This is a genomic window from Pseudoalteromonas sp. SG43-7, from assembly GCF_014164295.1.
Lineage (GTDB): Bacteria > Pseudomonadota > Gammaproteobacteria > Enterobacterales > Alteromonadaceae > Pseudoalteromonas > Pseudoalteromonas rhizosphaerae.
The window spans coordinates 1-18,777 of record NZ_JACJEY010000074.1 but is presented as its reverse complement, the minus strand read 5'-3'; the positions used below and the strand labels follow the sequence as shown (position 1 = coordinate 18,777).

17 protein-coding genes and 2 pseudogenes are annotated in these 18,777 nt (G+C 40.2%); 9 read left to right on the top strand and 10 right to left on the bottom strand.

The features are described from left to right. The first annotated feature begins 172 nt into the window (after window positions 1-172). Window positions 173-553 carry a VOC family protein gene (locus H5200_RS21185; protein WP_182718270.1) on the top strand — a complete coding sequence of 127 codons (381 nt, stop codon included), beginning with the start codon at window positions 173-175 and terminating at the stop codon, window positions 551-553. 106 nt (window positions 554-659) lie between these two features. Further along, the gene (locus tag H5200_RS21180) at window positions 660-896 is read left to right on the top strand and encodes a hypothetical protein (protein ID WP_145239728.1); all 237 of its coding nucleotides are present in this window, start codon (window positions 660-662) and stop codon (window positions 894-896) included. 279 nt (window positions 897-1,175) lie between these two features. On the opposite strand, the pseudogene H5200_RS21175 reads toward H5200_RS21180, so the two are convergent. The 4 genes and pseudogenes from H5200_RS21175 to H5200_RS21160 all read right to left on the bottom strand — a co-directional run. Beyond that, a pseudogene (locus tag H5200_RS21175) lies at window positions 1,176-1,580 on the bottom strand (zf-TFIIB domain-containing protein); the annotation flags it as partial. A gap of 41 nt (window positions 1,581-1,621) precedes the next feature. Then, the gene (locus H5200_RS21170) at window positions 1,622-2,215 is read right to left on the bottom strand and encodes a DUF4202 domain-containing protein (RefSeq protein ID WP_182762535.1); all 594 of its coding nucleotides are present in this window, start codon (window positions 2,213-2,215) and stop codon (window positions 1,622-1,624) included. A 71-nt stretch (window positions 2,216-2,286) separates the two neighbouring features. Next, a complete protein-coding gene (locus H5200_RS21165) occupies window positions 2,287-2,751 on the bottom strand; it encodes a mechanosensitive ion channel family protein (protein WP_182762530.1) in 465 nt (154 codons plus the stop codon). Window positions 2,752-2,755: 4 nt separating this feature from the next. Beyond that, window positions 2,756-3,232 (bottom strand): thioredoxin family protein, encoded by a 477-nt coding sequence (locus tag H5200_RS21160; protein ID WP_145239740.1) that lies wholly within the window; start codon window positions 3,230-3,232, stop codon window positions 2,756-2,758. A 302-nt stretch (window positions 3,233-3,534) separates the two neighbouring features. Between H5200_RS21160 and H5200_RS21155 the strand changes: the two genes are divergently transcribed. Next, window positions 3,535-4,029, top strand: a complete 495-nt coding sequence (locus tag H5200_RS21155; RefSeq protein WP_149981928.1) for a hypothetical protein — start codon at window positions 3,535-3,537, stop codon at window positions 4,027-4,029. On the opposite strand, the gene H5200_RS21150 is transcribed toward H5200_RS21155, so the two are convergent. Further along, window positions 4,026-5,231 carry an anhydro-N-acetylmuramic acid kinase gene (locus H5200_RS21150; RefSeq protein WP_182718263.1) on the bottom strand — a complete coding sequence of 402 codons (1,206 nt, stop codon included), beginning with the start codon at window positions 5,229-5,231 and terminating at the stop codon, window positions 4,026-4,028. The two genes, H5200_RS21155 and H5200_RS21150, sit on opposite strands and share 4 nt — an antisense overlap. A 201-nt stretch (window positions 5,232-5,432) precedes the next feature. Here H5200_RS21150 and H5200_RS21145 point away from each other — a divergent pair, with 201 nt between their 5' ends. Then, window positions 5,433-8,177: a TonB-dependent receptor domain-containing protein gene (locus tag H5200_RS21145; RefSeq protein ID WP_182762528.1), complete on the top strand. Its 2,745-nt coding sequence runs from the start codon at window positions 5,433-5,435 to the stop codon at window positions 8,175-8,177. Window positions 8,178-8,532: 355 nt separating this feature from the next. On the opposite strand, the gene H5200_RS21140 is transcribed toward H5200_RS21145, so the two are convergent. The 3 genes from H5200_RS21140 to H5200_RS21130 form a co-directional block, all read right to left on the bottom strand. Continuing rightward, window positions 8,533-9,378, bottom strand: a complete 846-nt coding sequence (locus H5200_RS21140) for an SMP-30/gluconolactonase/LRE family protein (protein ID WP_182739977.1) — start codon at window positions 9,376-9,378, stop codon at window positions 8,533-8,535. A gap of 13 nt (window positions 9,379-9,391) precedes the next feature. After that, window positions 9,392-9,817: a hypothetical protein gene (locus tag H5200_RS21135; RefSeq protein WP_149981933.1), complete on the bottom strand. Its 426-nt coding sequence runs from the start codon at window positions 9,815-9,817 to the stop codon at window positions 9,392-9,394. Window positions 9,818-9,964: 147 nt separating this feature from the next. Further along, window positions 9,965-10,873 carry a LysR family transcriptional regulator gene (locus H5200_RS21130; RefSeq protein ID WP_182762525.1) on the bottom strand — a complete coding sequence of 303 codons (909 nt, stop codon included), beginning with the start codon at window positions 10,871-10,873 and terminating at the stop codon, window positions 9,965-9,967. Between the two features lie 249 nt (window positions 10,874-11,122). On the opposite strand from H5200_RS21130, the gene H5200_RS21125 reads away from it, so the two are divergent. The 4 genes from H5200_RS21125 to H5200_RS21110 all read left to right on the top strand — a co-directional run bounded on the left by H5200_RS21125 (window position 11,123) and on the right by H5200_RS21110 (window position 16,300). Further along, window positions 11,123-12,250: a zinc-binding dehydrogenase gene (locus H5200_RS21125; protein ID WP_182762523.1), complete on the top strand. Its 1,128-nt coding sequence runs from the start codon at window positions 11,123-11,125 to the stop codon at window positions 12,248-12,250. A 465-nt stretch (window positions 12,251-12,715) separates the two neighbouring features. Next, entirely contained in the window at window positions 12,716-13,747 is a 1,032-nt protein-coding gene (locus tag H5200_RS21120) for an NADP-dependent oxidoreductase (RefSeq protein ID WP_182762522.1), read from the top strand. A 41-nt stretch (window positions 13,748-13,788) separates the two neighbouring features. Beyond that, on the top strand, window positions 13,789-14,406 hold the full coding sequence (locus tag H5200_RS21115) for a glutathione S-transferase family protein (protein WP_182739979.1): 618 nt from the start codon (window positions 13,789-13,791) through the stop codon (window positions 14,404-14,406). Window positions 14,407-14,677: 271 nt separating this feature from the next. Continuing rightward, window positions 14,678-16,300 (top strand): methyl-accepting chemotaxis protein, encoded by a 1,623-nt coding sequence (locus tag H5200_RS21110; RefSeq protein ID WP_182718256.1) that lies wholly within the window; start codon window positions 14,678-14,680, stop codon window positions 16,298-16,300. Window positions 16,301-16,316: 16 nt separating this feature from the next. Here H5200_RS21110 and H5200_RS21105 read toward each other — a convergent pair whose 3' ends face one another. Together H5200_RS21105 and H5200_RS21100 are read right to left on the bottom strand one after the other, a co-directional pair. Beyond that, entirely contained in the window at window positions 16,317-16,985 is a 669-nt protein-coding gene (locus H5200_RS21105) for a response regulator (protein ID WP_149981938.1), read from the bottom strand. After that, window positions 16,978-18,303: a DUF4118 domain-containing protein gene (locus H5200_RS21100; protein ID WP_182762520.1), complete on the bottom strand. Its 1,326-nt coding sequence runs from the start codon at window positions 18,301-18,303 to the stop codon at window positions 16,978-16,980. The genes H5200_RS21105 and H5200_RS21100 overlap by 8 nt, the downstream gene beginning before the upstream one ends. A 205-nt stretch (window positions 18,304-18,508) precedes the next feature. On the opposite strand from H5200_RS21100, the pseudogene H5200_RS21095 reads away from it, so the two are divergent. Then, window positions 18,509-18,777, top strand: a pseudogene (locus H5200_RS21095) (potassium transporter); the annotation flags it as partial.

Genomic DNA, 18,777 nt, shown 5'->3' with positions numbered 1-18,777 from the left:
TGAAAGCTGAAAGCTGAAAGCTGAAAGCTGAAAGCTGAAAAATTGAACCTTGTTGGGCACACCCTTACAAGGTTTTTTTATAAACAAATTTAAGTGTTTAGTTTTACCTGATGTCGCAAATCTCAGGAAACTGTGCTTTATTTAAAAGATGTAAACTTAAATAGAGTCATCAATGGAATTAATCAATCAGGTTATCTATGTTGATAACGTTGAAGAAACCTTAGACTTTTATTTTCAAGCGTTTGGTTTTGCCACTCATGCCCTCAGCGATGATGCCGAATATGGAGAGCTTGCTACTGGCGATGTAAAAATTGCTTTTGCGAATCACCCGTATGCTCAAGCCCATTTTAAACAAGGTTATATCCGCGCTCACCCAAAGCAACCAGCGCTAGGTTTTGAGCTGCGCTTTAGCTGTACTAATCTCAGTGAAAGTTACGATAAAGCGGTGCTTGCTGGCGCAGAGCCTCTTTGCCCCCCTAGCTGTAGAGGAACTCAATATTATGCCTACGTAAGAGCCATTGAAGGTACTTTGATCTGCTTAGTACAAGCCTAGCTCTTCATCAAAACAGCATTAAAGTTTAACTTTGTAGCAATATAAGCCACACGTAACTGTCATCTAATTTCCTTATCTTAGCGGTAATTTAAATAAGGAGATTAATATGAATACATTACTACTAACATTGATGCTACTAAGCCCAACTGAAGCGCTAGTGACTGAACAAGTAAAATTACAAACCGCTGAAACACTTAAAGTTATGCAAATTGAACAGCAGACACAGTTGAAAACACAAGTCATCGCCACATTAGAAAATATAGAATTGGTATTGCCTGTGGTTGTTGATAAGCAAACTTTAGCGAAAGTACAAAACGTAAAACAGCAACTTAACCAAGACTAAGTTGCTCTGCAGAGTTAGTCCAAAAACGAAGCTAAAGCGATTTCAACTAAACTCTCGGTATTTTTGTTGTGGTTTTTCTTAATACCTCGCTGGCTAAATCGATTAGTCGGTATTTCAAAATGTATAATACCAATCGACTTAAATATTTAACCATTCTAGCGAGCTAAATAAAGCGCTAACTGCGTTATAATTTTTTCAAGTAGAACAACTACATGTCAAAATTTACGCCTTGTTATCACTCCATTTATCTGTCGCTATAAATGGTCAGTAACTTAACACGATTGGTATAAAACCATGATTATTGGCTTGCTGGTTCACTAGTAATTGTTTTTCTTTCACTGTTAAGTGATTGTCGTGAATTTTATTAAGTTCTTTTGGATCTAGCCAAATACCCGCACAACTTGGGCACTCATCAATTTCGACCACATGAAGAGGTGTAAAAAAGCGCCGCATCATCACGACACTCGGGCACTTAGGGCAATTAATTCGTGCCGTTAAATCAACGTCTGTGTCAGGTAAAGCAGCCAAGTGCTCAGCAAGCACCAGCGCTCTTTTTAAAGATGGATCACTAAAATTAAAAATCTGGCGATTATCAAAAAATACCCCACCATTGGCGGATGAGAAAACCTCGATCCCCCCGACCATTAGTTTAGTGAGTTCTATATTTGTCCTTGGGCAGCGCATATCCAGTTCCTTTGCATTTTATTACTCATCGCAGTGAGATATTAACTCGGTGCAAGCGCCTTTTCAATTAGCGGTACTAACGGCGCTGGTAAAGTAATATTACCCGCCAACACAAACTCATGTGCCTCAGTAGACATTTTTTGCCACGTACGTTGCAAAATCCCAATCCACTTTTGCTCATCGTAGTCTGGTTTTGTTTGCACAAATGCCAACATGTAATACTCAATAAACACTAAACTTGCGATATCTTCCACCAATTGACTATCAGGATTACGCTTGATTTGTTTTTTCGCAACCGCTGCATATACTCGTTGCTGATCAACATCAGAACAACCAGCTTGCTGCATTAATTCAACCACAGTACTGGCATGAAAAACATACAACGCACTGCGCCACTGATGATAGCCTTGTTTATCCATTGGAAAGTGACTTCGCGGCGAACACCAACGCTTTATGTGCTGTGCTCTCACAGCAATATGCATTAGCTCATCAGCATCAGGTTTAAAACGGTTTAACATCTGCGTCATACGCTCTGAATATAAACGCTCTTTAGGCCACACTTTACCTGCATAGTGTTCTTGATTAGGATCCTGGCTATTTGCTTCATCAATTAACGCGATTACTTGCTCAAACATTAGTTTAGTCATCACTCTTAGATTTATAGGCTATTTTAATCAGCTCATTTGTAATTAGCTAGTTGAAAATATTACGAGTTATTTATTGTTACTTTATTACTGAGCATCAATGAATTGGGAACTAAATGACGACAGCCATCGGTCTGTAAAGTAATATATCTGAGGTTTAAATCGACCACGACACCTTTACAGCTCGCGACCTCGATGTTATCACCCAACTTAATAGGTCTATAAAGCACAACCATTATCCCTGCAACGAGATTTGAAATTGCATCTTTAAGCGCAAACCCTAACGCAAACCCTGTTAAACCCAAGCCAGCGACTAAACCAGTTACATCAAAATCAAGCTTAGAGAGTGCTAATATAGTGCCAATAAAAATCAAAATCGCTTTTTGTGAGTTTGAAATTAAACGAAACGATTCCGCGGCATGGCCATCAAAACGACGTTCAACCTTCTTCAGTGCAAAGTGAAAAACTAAACTTAAAACAATGCAGCCAACAAATACCAAAATAGCAGCAATAATTTGCTCCCTCATACTTTTACTCTGTTACTGGATTAAATTGACTTAAATCTGAAGCAATAGACGCCTTTGGTTTTTCAACTAACCGCCCAAGCTCTTCGCCTGCTGTTAATACTATAATCGTTGGTGAATACTTTAATTGGTAGCGTGCTGCAATCCCTTCAGGATCGCGTTTATCATAACCGACAGCGACCAACTTTAAGCTGGCCAATGCCACCTTGGAGCTATCAAGTAATTTAAGTAACCGTGGTACTTCACGCTGACTATCGTGACACCAAGTGCCAAATAACACCAAAATATCTTTACCTTTGAGTGTTTGCATGGCTTGTGTATCGGCAACAGTTGGCACAAAGTTATTGTATTCATTGGAAAATTGCTGATGATCGTTAAGTAAATCAGCCGCACTTATCTGCCCTACAAACGGCTTATTATCTACAGCAAAAGACAGTAGCGGCACTAAACATACTGATAAAAAGAGCGCTATTCGTTTAAACATGATAATTCTCGGCTATTTATATTAAGTTGACTATACCCAAATCACAGTTTATTGCGAGTGCTATTACCCGTTTGTAAATTAGCCAATCTTGCTGCTATTAAGTAAACATTTAAAAATGGATTTTAAATTTATTATTATAAAATTTATAAGCTTGATATTACCTATAAACAACTGCTGCTGCATTGTTTTAGCACGCTAAGTTAAAAATGATGAAAATACGTTCAATTAGTCATAAATCTGCAATTAAACTATAGGATAATTTCCATTCGATTTAATTAACCTAGAAAAGACGACTGACCTCAATGACCACTCCTTTAGTGCGCTTGAACTTTGCACTGCAATCTTTTGAAGATCCGCTATCAGCTGCCATGGCACATACTATGGAGTACGATACACTGCATCTAAATGCAAACGCGCAGCATGAAATTACACTGCTTTGTGTATTACCAGAAGATGCGCATGAAGGCGACACTATTTCGTTAAGTGCAACACATATAGCAGCGCGTGATGCACGTTACTTTATGCAATACACACTGCGTCTGAGCGATATCGAAGCCGGTACGGTAACGCTGACACTTGAAAAAATAACTCTCAGTGATGAAAGCGACGAATATGTGCTGCAATTAATGTTGCATGGTTTACATGCCACCCTCAAAGACAGTGCTGAATTTGATGTCGCAATCAAGGAATATGGCGCAGGTTATATACCACAATACGAGCCGGCTCTAGTTTCTAAAAGTCATTCACTGCGCCAATATATGACAAGTTTTAGTAGTTCATTTTTATCATTATTTTAATCCGCAAAGCTGACTTTACCCATAGTAATGGTGGGTATGCCCTGCGCTTGATTACCAAAACGTTGCTGGCCACCCGCTAAACATTCGTTCGCTAAAATCGCAAACAAAACTGCTTCTTTCGCATCTGGGTCGATACCTAGAGCATGGGTATTTTTAATCTCATGTAACTGTGGGCACAAAGATAAAATATGCTTCATCAACAGTGGATTATGTATTCCCCCGCCACTGGCATAAACTGTAACATCGGCTAATTTTTCACTGCATTGATTAATAGCCTGTGCAATCATCATCGCCGAAAATCGATTTAGTGTTGCCATCACATCTTCGTGGCTTAGCTGTAGGGTGTTGGTTGTCGTTTGTGCTTGGTGTAAATAAGCCAAATTGAAAACTTCAGGGCCTGTCGTCTTAGGAAAGTCTAAATTAAAAAATTCATCTTGGCATAACTCATCCAACAGCGGCTGATTTATCTGGCCTTGGTTGGCAATTAAACTATCTTTGTCATAATGAAGCGGCGCAAAATAACGCTGTATATAAGCGTCCATAATGGTATTACCTGGGCCAATATCAGAGCTAAATACAGCGCTCGCATCAGCAGATTGTGGTAAAAAAGTCAGGTTAGCAATGCCACCCATATTCAGTAATATACGATTTTCAGTTAAGCTGCTAAAAAATAAATAGTCGCCATATACCGCAAGTGGTGCGCCTTCTCCGCCCGCTGCAATGTGCTTTTGTCTAAAATCGCCAATCGTGGTAATACCTGTCGTAACCGCTAAATGGTCGCTATCACCTATTTGCAAAGTGCCATGATTAAAATCGCTCTGGCTATGCTGACTTTTAGGGCAGTGATAAATAGTTTGCCCGTGACTTGCAATCACATCAATATCAGCTGCAGCAACTTTCCATTTAGCTAAACACTGCAATACCATTTTGCCATGTAATTGCCCCACCCAAGGGTGAAGTAAAGTAACTAACTCCAAATCACATTCGCGCTTGGCAAATACTGTTTTTATTTTCTGTTTATAGTCATCATCATAACCAACGGTGTCAAAGGCTAACACATCAATTTGGGTGTCCATGCCATGCCCTGAGACTTTGCACAATGCAACATCTAACCCATCTAATGAAGTCCCACTCATCAGACCAATTATTAATCTTTGTTGTTTTTTAGCACTGTTATACAGTTGTAATATATGCTGATGCATTCTTTTTACCCTTAAAAATCAAAATACTAATGAATGTACATTCACTTCAAACTAAAGAATACTTTATACCTTAACTTTAAACATTGAAAGAATAATTATTGCAAATACGTTAAAAATGCTTTAAAACTTACCAACACACTGAGTGTACCGACAACGATAAAATTCATAATAGCAAAAAATACATAACCACGGGAACAGACCATGAAACACTGCAAACCTAACTCAATGCGCCCACTCCACCTGCTATCACCAATTGCACTGGCAGTTATTGCCACTACTAGCCCTGCTTTATTGGCCGCTGAACAGCAACAAGTGCAGCAAAAAAAACCTGAAGTAATTACGGTTACTGGCTCGCGAATTCAGCGAACAGAATTAGTTTCAAGTAGCCCAGTAGTGAGTGTTGACGAAGCACAAATACACCTAGATCGCGCGGTGAATGTAGAAGATATTACCGCAAAATTACCACAAGCCGCAGCGGGCGCTAATAGTACAGGTGCAACGGTAGGTGACTCATTTGGCTCATCGACTATTGATTTACGTGGTCTTGGTCAAAACCGAACTTTGGTATTAATTGACGGTACGCGCGCTGTGCCATTTAGTTTTCGTAACTCAGTTGACGTCAATACAATTCCTGCCGGTTTGATCAAACGTGTTGATGTTTTAACTGGCGGTGCGGCTGCTGTTTATGGTGCCGATGCAGTAGCTGGCGTGGTTAACTTTGTGCTTGATGATGACTTTACTGGCGCTGAGTTTTCAAGTAGTTATGAAACAGCTGATGGTGGCAATGAAAAACTTAATTTTGAAGCCATTTTTGGTGGCGATATAGCTGATGGTAGTGGCCATATTACTGGCTACCTTGGTTATTCTGAACGTAAAGAATTACTTGCTGGTGAACGTGATTATGCCTTAGATAATGGCGCAACTATGATTAATAGCGGCGGGTTTTACACCGATGTTGCCAGCGGCAACAGTTTAGCGATTAATGATGCAGGGCAAGTCGTGAGCGACCGTCAAACCAGTGACTTTACCGGCGACCGTTATTTAACTCAGCCAATGGATAGATTTTCTGCTGGGTTATTATTTGATGTGGATGCCAGTGACAGCGCAATCATTTACGGCCGCGCTATGTATTCAAAAGTAACCGTTAATGGGGCTGGTGCTAGCGGCCAAACACCTATTCTTGTTAATGAACAAGTAACCCTCACACAAGATAACCAATATATTCCTGATGAACTACGCCAACAACTCACCTTTGATGCTGATGGAAATGCGCTAGTCAATGTTGAGCGTAATTTAGGCCTTGGCGTTCAACATACTGAAGCCGTGCGTGATTCATTACAATTTCAACTGGGTTTAAAAGGCGATATTAACGATTATTTACGTTACGACATTTATGGTCAATACGGTCAAACTGACGAAGTCGCTACAATTTACAACAATGGCTATAAAAATGATAACAGTGGCAATAGTCGCTTTGGCAATATTGCCAATAGCAGCGATATTTTTGATCCTAATTTAGATCTAAATGAATTTAGCGATCCACTGTTATATACCACCCGTGAACGTACTCAAAGTGTATTTGCTGCAACTCTCTCTGGCGATTCTAGTGCCTTATTTGAATTACCTGCCGGTTATGTCGATTTTGCAATTGGTTATGAGTACCGCAAAGAAACGGGCAAGCAAACTCCAGGGGATGCATTTAGAAATGGCACTAGCTTTGCCTCTGTTAGCGCATTTGATATGGACGCCAGCTTCGACAGTAGTGAGTTTTATGCAGAAATTTTAGTGCCGATCTTAATTGATATGCCATTTGCTAAAGAACTTAGTTTTGAAGGTGCTTACCGTATTTCTGATTATTCAAACACCGAAGCCGAAGACACTTATAAGCTTGGCATAAACTGGGCAATTAACGATGATATCCGTATTCGTGCTAATAAGCTCACTGCATTTAGAGCACCAAACTTAGGCGAATTCGCAAGTCCGATCACGGGGTTATCATTAGCTTTATTTGACCAAAATAGTGACCAATTTGTACCACGCTTTGCTGGTCGCTTTAATGGCGATCCATGTTTACTAGGTACGGGGGACGCAGCGCAATGTGCCGCTTTTGGCGCACCACCAGTAGGCACTGAGTATGACTCAACAACAGCCGAGTATACTTACGGCGGTAATCCGAACATCAAGCCTGAGCAAGCAGAATCAGATACGTTAGGTGTAGTTTATACTCCAAGTTACATTGAGGACTTTGACCTATCACTTGATTACTATAGCATTCGTGTAACCGATGCGGTAAGTCAAATTCAACCTGCTGCAGCATTACAAAGCTGCTATATCGACGATCCAAATCCGAACAACCCATTGTGTGGCGCAGTACTTCGCGATCCAAACACGGGCTTTATTAGCACCGCGATCGTAAATGACTTTAACCTTGCAGCGATTGAACAAGCTGGTATCGATTTAGCAGCCAACTATGTATTTGATGCACCAATGGATTTAGGCGGTCGCTTTAGGCTCTCATACCAAGGTAACTTTGTAACAAAACAAACTCGCCAAAATAATAGCACCGTAGCCGAAGTTGATTGTAAAGGCACTTACGGTAGCGCGTGTTCAGGCGATTTTGCGAGTATCTTACAAGCCGATTATAAACATCGCGCCACGTTTGATTGGCAGCTAGATACCATGAACTTCCAATTAGGCTGGCGCAGAATCGGTGAAGTAGACTATGCTGTAGATAGAACCGAAACAATTTCAGCACAAGACTACATGGACTTTGCTGCATCGTGGCAAGCAACCGACACTATCGCGGTTAACTTTGGTATCGATAACCTATTTGACAAAGCACCACCAACACCTGACATTGGCGCTAACCACTTTAATACTGTGAGTGATTACAGCGTTATTGGCCGTACAGTGGGCGTTGCAGTTCGTTACTCACCGAGTTTTTAGTTAATCCCAAATTGCTCATAGCAACACAGGATTAAACCCTTAAAGCGCACCCTGCCCGGTGCGCTTTTCATATTAGATTAGTTGAATCAAAACATTTGCTACTCATCTTGCAGATGGACTCTAAGTAACTTATTCACAAAGAAGTCATGAGACGCTGCGCTGATGAGGAAAATATTGACGCCATAAATAGCGACCTACATGGGTAAAGGTTCTAGAAAAGTATCTAGGTGCTAGGATTAATCCGTTGCCCGTCGTATTTCTGGGTGTCTCATTTACCCTTATTCACTTCTCTTTGTGCAAATTAGGGTCTTTAAACAATCACAACTAAGTCAATTCCCACAGAATGTCCGCAGTTTTACTCCACATTTATCACTTCAATCGCACCGCGTTTTTGCATAGTGACAAACAGCTTGGTTTGCTGGTCATTAAATGCCACATTGGTTGGATGCTGCCCTGTTAAAGTATAGGTTTGCAATATCTTACCTGCGGGACTAATTTTTAAAATAACACCTGCGCCATAACGGGCTACATACAGGTTACCTTGGTTATCAACACGCATGCCGTCCATACCATGATCGTCAAATGTGATCAGCGGCTGCTTATTGCTGATGTTTAGCTCACTATCAAGATCATATTGCCAAATAATCCGCTGCACGCTTTCGTTTACGTAGAGTTTACTATTGCTGTTATTAACCGCCACACCATTGGTGGTGCCCATATTCTCTTCTAATAATTGAGTACTGCCATCTGTATTTATACGCCATAATTTGCCGGTAGCATCAGCCCAATTAGGGTCGCTGGCAAACAACACACCGCGTTTAGTTATGGCAATATCATTTGGTTGATTCATGGTTTTATTATGAGCAAAAACCTCAACGCTTTTACTATTAGCAGGCACTTTTAAAATATTATGATTTACATAATCCGCAATATAGAGATTACCTTGGCCATCAAATTGCAAACCATTACCAACGCTGTCATTTGGCAGCTTTAAAAATAAGCTGGCTTTACCATTGTTATCAACCTTACCAATGGTGCCCTGATCAGCAAAATTAACTGCGTATAAATGCTGCTTATAAAAAACAGGTCCTTCAACGCCTTGAGTAAACACATTATCAGGCACAAACTCCTTACTGTGCTGCGCAATACTGGTGGCACTAAAAAGAGCTGCACAGCTCAATCCACAGATCATCGCTTTCATTTTATTATTATTCCTAATTTAAATTATTACTGGTGAAGATGCTCAAAATCGGGAAATTGTCTTCGCCAAACGACAGCGTTAATGTGCGCTGCTCACCATCGTCTAGTTTAATATTGTCAGCCAGAGCCATAGGCGATATTCGTCTGCCATCGGCAAATAACGCCATAATATGTTCAGCCTGTAAAATGCGTGAACCTGACGCGTCATTACGAATTGTCACCACTGCGACTCGCCGGCCTTGCTCACTGCTCATCAGCACAGAGTTAACCACACTGAAATCACTGTTTTTAGGCCTTACTTTCGCATCATTTTCAAAACTAAACTGCATTCCCTGTAACGCAACTTGATCGACCGACAATACTTCATCATTTGCCTTTACCAAACCGCTCACAAAAGCACTGACTAGCAGTGGCAGTAAAACCAACAGTTGTATTTTCATTTCATTCCCTCGCTAACAACATCTATCTAAAGGTTATTTTTAACACAACTTGTGTGCTTTCTCATTTAATTTTTCAATTTCTTTAATAACTAAAAAGATTTTATTAACAGTGCTGTGACGCTAATAGAAAGCTCTATAACTTTGTGCTCAATCGGCTTCTACCTTTATTTTTTGTACCAAAAAATCTACGGCGGCTTTCACTTTTGGTACTAAATATCGCTGTTTTTGATACAACAAATAAATAGCCATATTAGAGTTTTGCGTTACCGCAAGCTGATGTTCAAACTTAAGTTCTTGCAACTCGCCCGACTCAAGGTATGGAGCAAGTGCCCAGCGAGTTGACATTAAAATGCCCTCCCCATTACAGGCTTTTTTACTAAGCCATGCTCCGTTATTCGAAATAACCACAGCAGGCCCTGACACGTCATGCCATTGCTCATCTACTTTGCATAGCCAAGGGGTTGGCCCTAGTGGCGTTTTAAAATAAAGGCCATTGTGATGCTTTAACTCCATAGCATGACTAGGCACACCGTGCTGCTGTAAATAACCTGGTGACGCTACAGGAATAAACTCATTGTCCATCAATTTTATGGCTAACACGCGCTCATTGGGTGCATAACCACCGCGAATAGCAATATCAACATCGTCACGGCCCAATGTCGATAGTTCATCACTGAAGCTAACATCGAGTATAATTTCAGGGTATAACGCATTAAATTCATCTAACAACGGTAGTAATATTTTATCACCAAAACTTACCATCGAACTTATTGATAAGCGCCCCATTGGTGTTGTTTGATAACTGCGCACAGTTTCGTGGCTTTGCTCTAACTGGTTTACTATTTGCTGAACGTCGTTATAGTAAATTTGCCCCACTTCTGTCAGCTTCACAAGCCGGGTTGTGCGTTTTAAAAGCGTTGCTCCTAAGCTTTTTTCTAGATCAACCACTCGTCTTGATAAAGAAGAAGGCGGCACATTAAACGTGCTCGCCGCTTTAGTAAAGCTACCCGTTTCGACAACTTTAATGAAGTACCGTATTGCACGTAGTTGATCCATCTAACTTCTCCTTCTAATGAGCAGTATTATTGTCTTAAAGACAAAAGTTATTGGTATTTTCTCCTATATATAATCAGATTAAAACAAGTAATAATGTATTCAGCTTAAACGTATGTGTTTTTATTTCATTTACTAGCGTTGTTAGCCCTTGTCGGCTTTGCAAAAAGTAAAAGCTCACATTCAGGTAGTAAATGCTAAGTAATACTTAGCGTTTGCACAAATTCATACAAATTTTTAGGAGCGAACATTATGACAGATACAAATATCCAACTTACTTCAACTATCAGTGAAGATAATAAACTAACGCTTGCCCTAAGAAATATCGATATGCCACAACCTGGTGCCGATGAAGTAGTGATTCGTATTGAGGCTACGCCATTAAATCCATCTGACTTAGGCGTTTTATTCAGCGCCGCTGATATGTCCAGTGCAAAGCAAACTGGTACTGAGCAAAACCCAGTTATTACCGCTGATGTTCCTGCTCAATTTATGCCATCACTTAAAACACGTGTTGGTAAAGCCACACCCGTTGGCAATGAAGGCGCAGGTACGGTTGTGGCCGCAGGCTCATCGCCAGCTGCACAAGCATTAATGGGTAAAACTGTTGCTGTAATTGGTGGTGGTACGTATCGCAAATTTATATGCGCAAATGTGCAAAGCTGCTTAGAATTAAAAGAAGGAACGACGGCTAAAGAAGGTGCGTCGGCTTTTGTTAACCCACTTACTGCATTAGCAATGGTTGAAACAATGCGTACTGAAGGCCATAAAGCGATTATTCATGCCGCAGCGGCCTCTAATCTTGGTCAAATCCTAAATCGAATTTGTATTGCCGATGGTGTTGATTTAATCAATATTGTACGTAAGCCGGAGCAAGAAAAGTTACTACGTGATATGGGGGCAAAGTATGTTGTTAACTCAAGTAATGATACGTTCCTTGCTGATTTAACAGCCGCAATTATCGAAACCGGTGCAACGATTGCGTTTGATCCAATTGGTGGTGGCCAACTAACGAGTGACATTCTTAACTGTATGGAAGTCGCTGCAACTCGTGACATTACAGAATACAGCGTTTATGGCTCTGACACTTTCAAGCAAGTTTATATTTATGGTGCCTTAAACCGCGGCCCAATTACGCTAAATCGCAACTTTGGCTTTGCGTGGGGTGTTAATGGGTTCTTACTATTTAATGCACTAGGCAAACTTGGTACTAATACGGTAATTGCAATGCGTAAACGTATTGCAGATGAAATTACCACAACCTTTGCAAGTAATTACACCCATGAAGTGTCATTGCCAGAGGCCTTACAATTACAATCAATTGAGGCTTACTCGAAACATGCCACAGGTGAAAAATACTTAATTAAACCGCAAGCGTAATTAAGCATAAAACCCCCGCCTTAATTGTGGGGGGTTAAAATGTAAGAGCAGACACTGATTGCGGTGCCTGCTTTTTATATTCTCGTAATTAAAAAGAGTTAGGCAGCTCTCTTTGTTTTAGATGTGCTGACTGTGTGGCGCTCATAACTACCTTCAAATGATTTAAAGCTTAAATAATGTTTATCATAATGTTAAACACCCAAGTTAACCACTCAACATGCGCTCTCAAAGTTGTAAGAAAAAACAAAAATTCTGCCAAATGGCAGTAAGCAGAATTGCTGTTGCACAGCTGCAAAAGTGATTCTCCGTATAGCGATAAACTTATCTATGCTAGCTGTTGAATTTATCAAGCATAGCCCTAAGTTCATTGGTTAAGCATTTAATCCGCTGCAGAGACTATAACGACTGAGCATTTAGATTTACAGCCGTTATGCAGCCTTCTTTTAATCAGACAAGGAAAAAATTATGCAAGCTATTTCAAATAAACAATTTACTCTAAAGTCTCGTCCTCATGGTGCGCCAACGCTTGATAACTTTGAATTTAAAAGCGTACAAATGCCTGAACTACAACAAGGTGAAGTATTACTACGCACTATTTATTTATCACTTGACCCTTACATGCGTGGCCGCATGAGTGATGCGAAATCATATGCTGATCCGGTAGAAATTGGCGATGTCATGGTTGGCGCAACCGTGTGCCAAGTAGAAGCGTCTAAAAACGATAAATTTAGCGAAGGCGAATGGGTACTAGCCTATACAGGCTGGCAGGAATATGCGATTTCAAATGGCGAAGGATTAATGCCATTAGGCAAAGAGCCAAGTAATCCATCGTATGCATTAGGTATTATGGGTATGCCTGGCTTTACCGCTTATATGGGGCTACTTGATATTGGTGCACCAAAAGAAGGTGAAACAGTGGTGGTTGCAGCAGCAACAGGCCCAGTAGGTGCAACTGTTGGGCAAATTGCTAAACTCAAAGGTTGTAAAGTAGTCGGTGTGGCAGGCGGCAATGAAAAATGCCAATACGCAGTCGAAAAGCTTGGTTTTGATGCTTGTATTGACCACCGCAGCGATGACTTTGCCAAACAGTTAGCTGACGCATGTGATGCAGGTATTGATGTTTATTATGAAAATGTGGGCGGAAAAGTCTTCGATGCCGTATTACCACTATTAAACACCGCTGCGCGCGTACCATTATGTGGTTTAGTGTCGCAATATAATGCGACTGAGTTACCACAAGGACCTGATCGCATGGGGGCTCTAATGGGTCAAATTCTCTCTAAGCGTATTCGTATGCAAGGCTTTATTATCTTTGATGATTATGGCCATCGTTATGATGAGTTCGCCACTGATATGCAAAAATGGCTCAGCGAAGGAAAAATTCATTACCGTGAACATTTAGTAACAGGTTTTGAAAATACCGTATCAGCGTTTAACGATATGATTGACGGCAAGAACTTTGGCAAAACGGTAGTACAAGTAAATAAACCGCTTTAAATTTACCCTGCGCAGCAACGGCTGCGCTTTTAAGGATAACTATGATCAAGTTACATCATTTAAATAAATCACGCTCTAAACGTATTATTTGGTTACTCGAAGAGCTAGACGTTGACTACGAAATTGTGGCTTATCAACGCAACAGTGAAACCTTTTTAGCTCCTGATGAGCTTAAAGCGATTCATCCACTAGGCAAATCACCAGTGATTGAGGACAATGGCCAAATAATTGCTGAATCAGGTGCGATCACCGACTATTTGATCAGTAAATACGGTAACGGTAAGTTTGCGCCAAGCCGTGACAGTAAAGACTATATTGACTACCAGCAATGGCTGCACTTCGCTGAAAGCTCAGCAATTTTACCGCTATTATTAAAAATGTTTGTGCAAAAAGATGGCGCTAAAACGCAATTTTTAGAAGGCTATGCCGATGCAGAAACCGCCAAAGTTATTAGTTACTTTAATGACCGCTTAGAAGGTAAACGTTACTTAGTGGGAGACTCTCTAACCGGTGCTGATTTTATGATGTCGTTTATTGTTGAAATTGTTAAAAATGCAGGTCAACTAGCACATTTTAAAAATCTCGTTAAATACGATGAGCAATTACAAACTCACGAGAAATTTCATTCCGCTAACGAGTTAGAGGCAAAGTACGACTAAGTTAGTTTTCGTTTTGGCTGTTTAAGGTGGTTTTACAGCCAAGCGATGCACTCATTCCGGTTCGGTCTATCGAGATAGATTTTTTTAAGCTTTACAATTCAAAAGTGCAGTTGCTCATTAACTTGACTGCTGCACATTAATTGTTCAACATTATTGATACATAACTGATTATTAGAAAAGTAAATTCGTTTTGTAAGTCATTCCACTTAACGAATTACGTTGAGTTATAATCAGCCAATATAAAATCGCACCAAATAATACTGGAAAACATATGACCATAAATATGCGCCTCGCCACTGGTTTTGGAGTGATCTTATTAATGATGCTCACATTAACCATTATTGGCACATCTCAAGTAAGTCAAATTGACAATAATATAACTGAAATTAACGATGTAAATTCTGTTAAGCAGCGTTATGCTATTGATTTTAGGGGCGCAGTACATGATAGGGCAATAGCAATACGGGATGTGGTGCTATTAACAAATGCTAGTGATTTAAGCGATACGATTAGCTTAATAAATGAGCTCAATAACAATTACCAAATATCGCATGAAAAAATGGCGAGCTTGGTTGATCAAATGACTGATCACGAGCGCTCCCTAATGAAAAAAATTGATAAGATAGAAGAGCATACCCTCCCCTTAGTGGAAAATATTATCGCCGCTAAACGTGCTAATAATATAACGCACGCAACTATGCTATTACTAACCGATGCGCGTCCCTCATTTGTAGAATGGTTGGACAGCATTAATCAATTCATCAATCTGCAAGAACAAACAAATCATAATTTAACGGATAAAACACGTGAGATAACCAGCTCATTTGAGCTATGGATGATTTCATTAACTGCACTGGCTGTTATTATTGGCGCTGTAATTGCCTATATTATTAGTTCAAAAATTAAAAATGCAGTAGGCGGTGAACCTCAAGAAGCAGCAGAAGTAATTGCACGTATCGCTAAAGGTGATTTAACCACTGAAATAAATTCCTGCAGCCCTAATAGTATGATGGCATCAGTTCAAGTAATGCAAAAAGAATTGAAAGCTATCGTCAATAGCATTATTGATTCTTCACAAGAGCTTTCATCTCATTCAGCAAGTGTCGCCTCAGGCTCACAACAAGCACTTTATGCCGCAGATAATCAAGTTACGCTAACTAACTCTGCCGTCACCAATTTAGCCAATATGAGCCATAGCATTCACTCAGTTGCCAGTGCAGTAAAACAAACTGAAGATAATTCAAAAATTACCGCACAATTATCACAACAAGGTAGTCAATCGGTGCAAAAAGTAGCAACCGAAATTGGCGGCATATCAACTACAGTGAAAGCAACAGTCAAACAAGTAAACATACTACAAAATCATGTTAAAAACATTGGTGATATATTAAGTGTGATACGTAGTATTTCAGATCAAACTAACTTACTAGCGCTAAATGCAGCTATTGAAGCCGCTCGTGCAGGCGAATCTGGACGTGGTTTTGCCGTTGTAGCTGATGAAGTTAGGCAACTCGCCCAACGTACAGGTGATGCGACCGGTGATATTGAGAAAATGATTTTACAGATCCAAGATAATACCCAAGCATCTGTCACTGCGATGGAAACCACAGTACCACAAGTAGAAAGTGGTTTATTATTGATGGATGAAGCCAATCAACTACTGCAAGAGATACAACAACAAGCTAATGATTCCTTGGAAAAAGTGCTTGAAATTGTCGACTCAACATCAGTGCAAGTTGCCACTGTGTCAGAAATTAGTTCTGGTGTAGAGGAAATCGCTAACATGTCCAAGGAAACCAGTTTATCCTTAAAAAACAATGCACAAGAAGCAGTCGCATTGGCTGAGTTATCAAAAACACTGAAGCAGTACATTAGCTATTTCAAAGTGAACTAAAGAGCGCTTTAATACTTTAATCTACTAATCTATATCCTACCGCAGGCTCAGTAAGTAAATACTTTGGGCTTGCGGGATTTGCCTCTAATTTTTGCCTTAGCTGCGCTACATGCACACGCACATATTCAGGACGATTTATATATTGCTCTCCCCATATATGGCTTAATATTGCATTATGAGTCAGTACCTTATCTTTATTTTGAAATAATAACAGTAAGATTGCATATTCCTTTTTAGTCAGCTTAACCTCATTGTCACCAACACGCACAATATGCTTATTTGGGTCAATACAAATGTCGCCACATTGCAACGCAAAACTGACTTGATTATTAGTACGCAGTAACACCCGAATACGCGCTAATAGTTCATTGGCGCTAAAAGGTTTAGTAAGGAAATCATTGGCCCCATTATCAAGCGCAGTGACTTTTTCCACTTCACCATCACGAGCTGAAAGCACTAATACCGGTAACTGGCTCCATTGCCTAAACTCCACTAGCCAGTCTTGACCATCCATATCCAAAAGCCCTAAATCTAATAATACAAGGTCATAACTTTGCTCACTTAAAAGTGCAAAACCATCCAGCCCTTTATCACAAATACTCAGCTCATAGCCACTGGCTTGCAGTAAGGTTTTTAAAAAGCTTTGCAACGGCGGAGAATCTTCAAGTATTAAGATTTTAGTCATTATTTTTTATCCAGATTAATTTTGCCAAGGCCATTTCTGTATCGTTATCTATCGTCAGTGAAAATGTGCCTTGATGAAACTTAGCAACCACATCACAAATTACACTGCCAAGCCCTACACCTTCATCAGCACTTGCCTGTGGCTTGCTAATTAATTTATTGCTCAATAGTAATTGATAACTCACCGCTGACTCGTAACGGCTTTGGGTAAATTCAACAACCACCTCACCATCACCATAACGCCATGCATTTTCGAGCATATTTGCCAGTGCTATTTCTAACAGTGTCACATCGCCTTGGCAGCTCGAATTGGCATCAATATTTGTTGTTACCACAAAATGCGCTAATTGATGCTGCCTACGTGCTTTTGCTTCGCTTAGCAAAGCTTGCAAGTTAATTGTTTGCCAGCACAGGTTTTCGCCCATTTTATTTACTCGGCTAAGCTCCATCACCTTGTCAAAATGCTGATTAAGAATTTTACTTTGCTCATAAATATTACCGGCCTGCTCTTTTATTATCGCTTCACTGAGTGTGATCTCATCATCGGCCAACATGCTTGAGGCGCCCATAATAGTTGCCAGTGGCGTGCGCAAGTCATGAGATAAACTGCGTAATAATGCATTTTTAGCACGCTCGAGTTCAGCTTGAACTGAAATTGCCGCCGACTGCTGCCTCAGTAAGGTTTTCTCATGTACCTGATACAACAATGAAATTGCGGTATTTACGAAGCTCCTTTGTCCTTCAGACAGTAACGTTGCAAAAGCAAACCCCCCCATACTTTGCTCTTTATCACTTAATAGCATAAATTCACCTGCCACTTGCTGACGCATTTGTTGAAATTGGCAAGTAATGGCCAAATGCTCGCTAATAAGCTGCTGAAAGTACTGCTTTTGCTCATCCAGTGCGTCTAAACTATTTAATCCTTTAGCCAGCTCATACAGTGTTCGACTATTACTCGCGTGTAATTGTACATCTCGCACCTTAGTGTTTAATTCGCCCGCTAACTGGCTGATCATCAGTCCCACAATGAGCATCACGATAAAAGTAACTAGATACTCAATATTTTCAATATGAAAAGTAAAATACGGGGTAACATAAAACCAATCGGTACACGCTACACTGACCAAGGTGGTAATGGCTGCAACGCGTCGGTTACTGCGAACTGCAACCCAGGCGACCCATAACAGCTGTAACATCACAATGTCGGTGGTCGAAAACCAATCTCGTAACGGATAAATCGCCATAACTACAATGATCGGCATTATCACCGCCAAAAAAAATGCTTTATATTTGCTTGGTTTGCCCTGCACTTGATTCATTAACGATTCCTCTGACAATTAACTACATAGGTTACTGCCTTTTCAATATTGCCTCTATAAAGTTTTTATAAAGTTTTTTATCTCATTTATAAAATCTTTATAAAGCTTTGCAGTGCAGCGCTGACTTTACTATTTGATCCCGTATATTCAACTCAACTTTAGTGATTGCGTGTTACCTGCTATAGGTATTTGATAAGGCGTATTGATGATAAATTGGAAAATCACCTTAAGACTACTCGCCTTTCCTATTATTTGGATGGGAGTGGTACAACTGGTCTTTGCAGCGCTTTCATTATTTATTTTTAAAGACCGAGTTATTAGCGCATTTCTTATTCCTGGCGCAACGATGATCTCTGTCGCTTTAGTGCTACTTATCAATTTACGTAAAACTGATCTAACCGCCGCAACATTCAGAGATGCACTTATTTACGCCACAGTAACGTGGATTATAGCCGGTGTGTTAGGCGCCATTCC

Bases quoted from the DNA above. Each gene is read 5' to 3' on its own strand.
- H5200_RS21185 (WP_182718270.1), top strand. From the start codon at position 173: ATGGAATTAATCAATCAGGTTATCTATGTTGATAACGTTGAAGAAACC.
- H5200_RS21180 (WP_145239728.1), top strand. From the start codon at position 660: ATGAATACATTACTACTAACATTGATGCTACTAAGCCCAACTGAAGCG.
- H5200_RS21170 (WP_182762535.1), bottom strand. From the start codon at position 2,215: ATGTTTGAGCAAGTAATCGCGTTAATTGATGAAGCAAATAGCCAGGAT.
- H5200_RS21165 (WP_182762530.1), bottom strand. From the start codon at position 2,751: ATGAGGGAGCAAATTATTGCTGCTATTTTGGTATTTGTTGGCTGCATT.
- H5200_RS21160 (WP_145239740.1), bottom strand. From the start codon at position 3,232: ATGTTTAAACGAATAGCGCTCTTTTTATCAGTATGTTTAGTGCCGCTA.
- H5200_RS21155 (WP_149981928.1), top strand. From the start codon at position 3,535: ATGACCACTCCTTTAGTGCGCTTGAACTTTGCACTGCAATCTTTTGAA.
- H5200_RS21150 (WP_182718263.1), bottom strand. From the start codon at position 5,231: ATGCATCAGCATATATTACAACTGTATAACAGTGCTAAAAAACAACAA.
- H5200_RS21145 (WP_182762528.1), top strand. From the start codon at position 5,433: ATGAAACACTGCAAACCTAACTCAATGCGCCCACTCCACCTGCTATCA.
- H5200_RS21140 (WP_182739977.1), bottom strand. From the start codon at position 9,378: ATGAAAGCGATGATCTGTGGATTGAGCTGTGCAGCTCTTTTTAGTGCC.
- H5200_RS21135 (WP_149981933.1), bottom strand. From the start codon at position 9,817: ATGAAAATACAACTGTTGGTTTTACTGCCACTGCTAGTCAGTGCTTTT.
- H5200_RS21130 (WP_182762525.1), bottom strand. From the start codon at position 10,873: ATGGATCAACTACGTGCAATACGGTACTTCATTAAAGTTGTCGAAACG.
- H5200_RS21125 (WP_182762523.1), top strand. From the start codon at position 11,123: ATGACAGATACAAATATCCAACTTACTTCAACTATCAGTGAAGATAAT.
- H5200_RS21120 (WP_182762522.1), top strand. From the start codon at position 12,716: ATGCAAGCTATTTCAAATAAACAATTTACTCTAAAGTCTCGTCCTCAT.
- H5200_RS21115 (WP_182739979.1), top strand. From the start codon at position 13,789: ATGATCAAGTTACATCATTTAAATAAATCACGCTCTAAACGTATTATT.
- H5200_RS21110 (WP_182718256.1), top strand. From the start codon at position 14,678: ATGACCATAAATATGCGCCTCGCCACTGGTTTTGGAGTGATCTTATTA.
- H5200_RS21105 (WP_149981938.1), bottom strand. From the start codon at position 16,985: ATGACTAAAATCTTAATACTTGAAGATTCTCCGCCGTTGCAAAGCTTT.
- H5200_RS21100 (WP_182762520.1), bottom strand. From the start codon at position 18,303: ATGAATCAAGTGCAGGGCAAACCAAGCAAATATAAAGCATTTTTTTTG.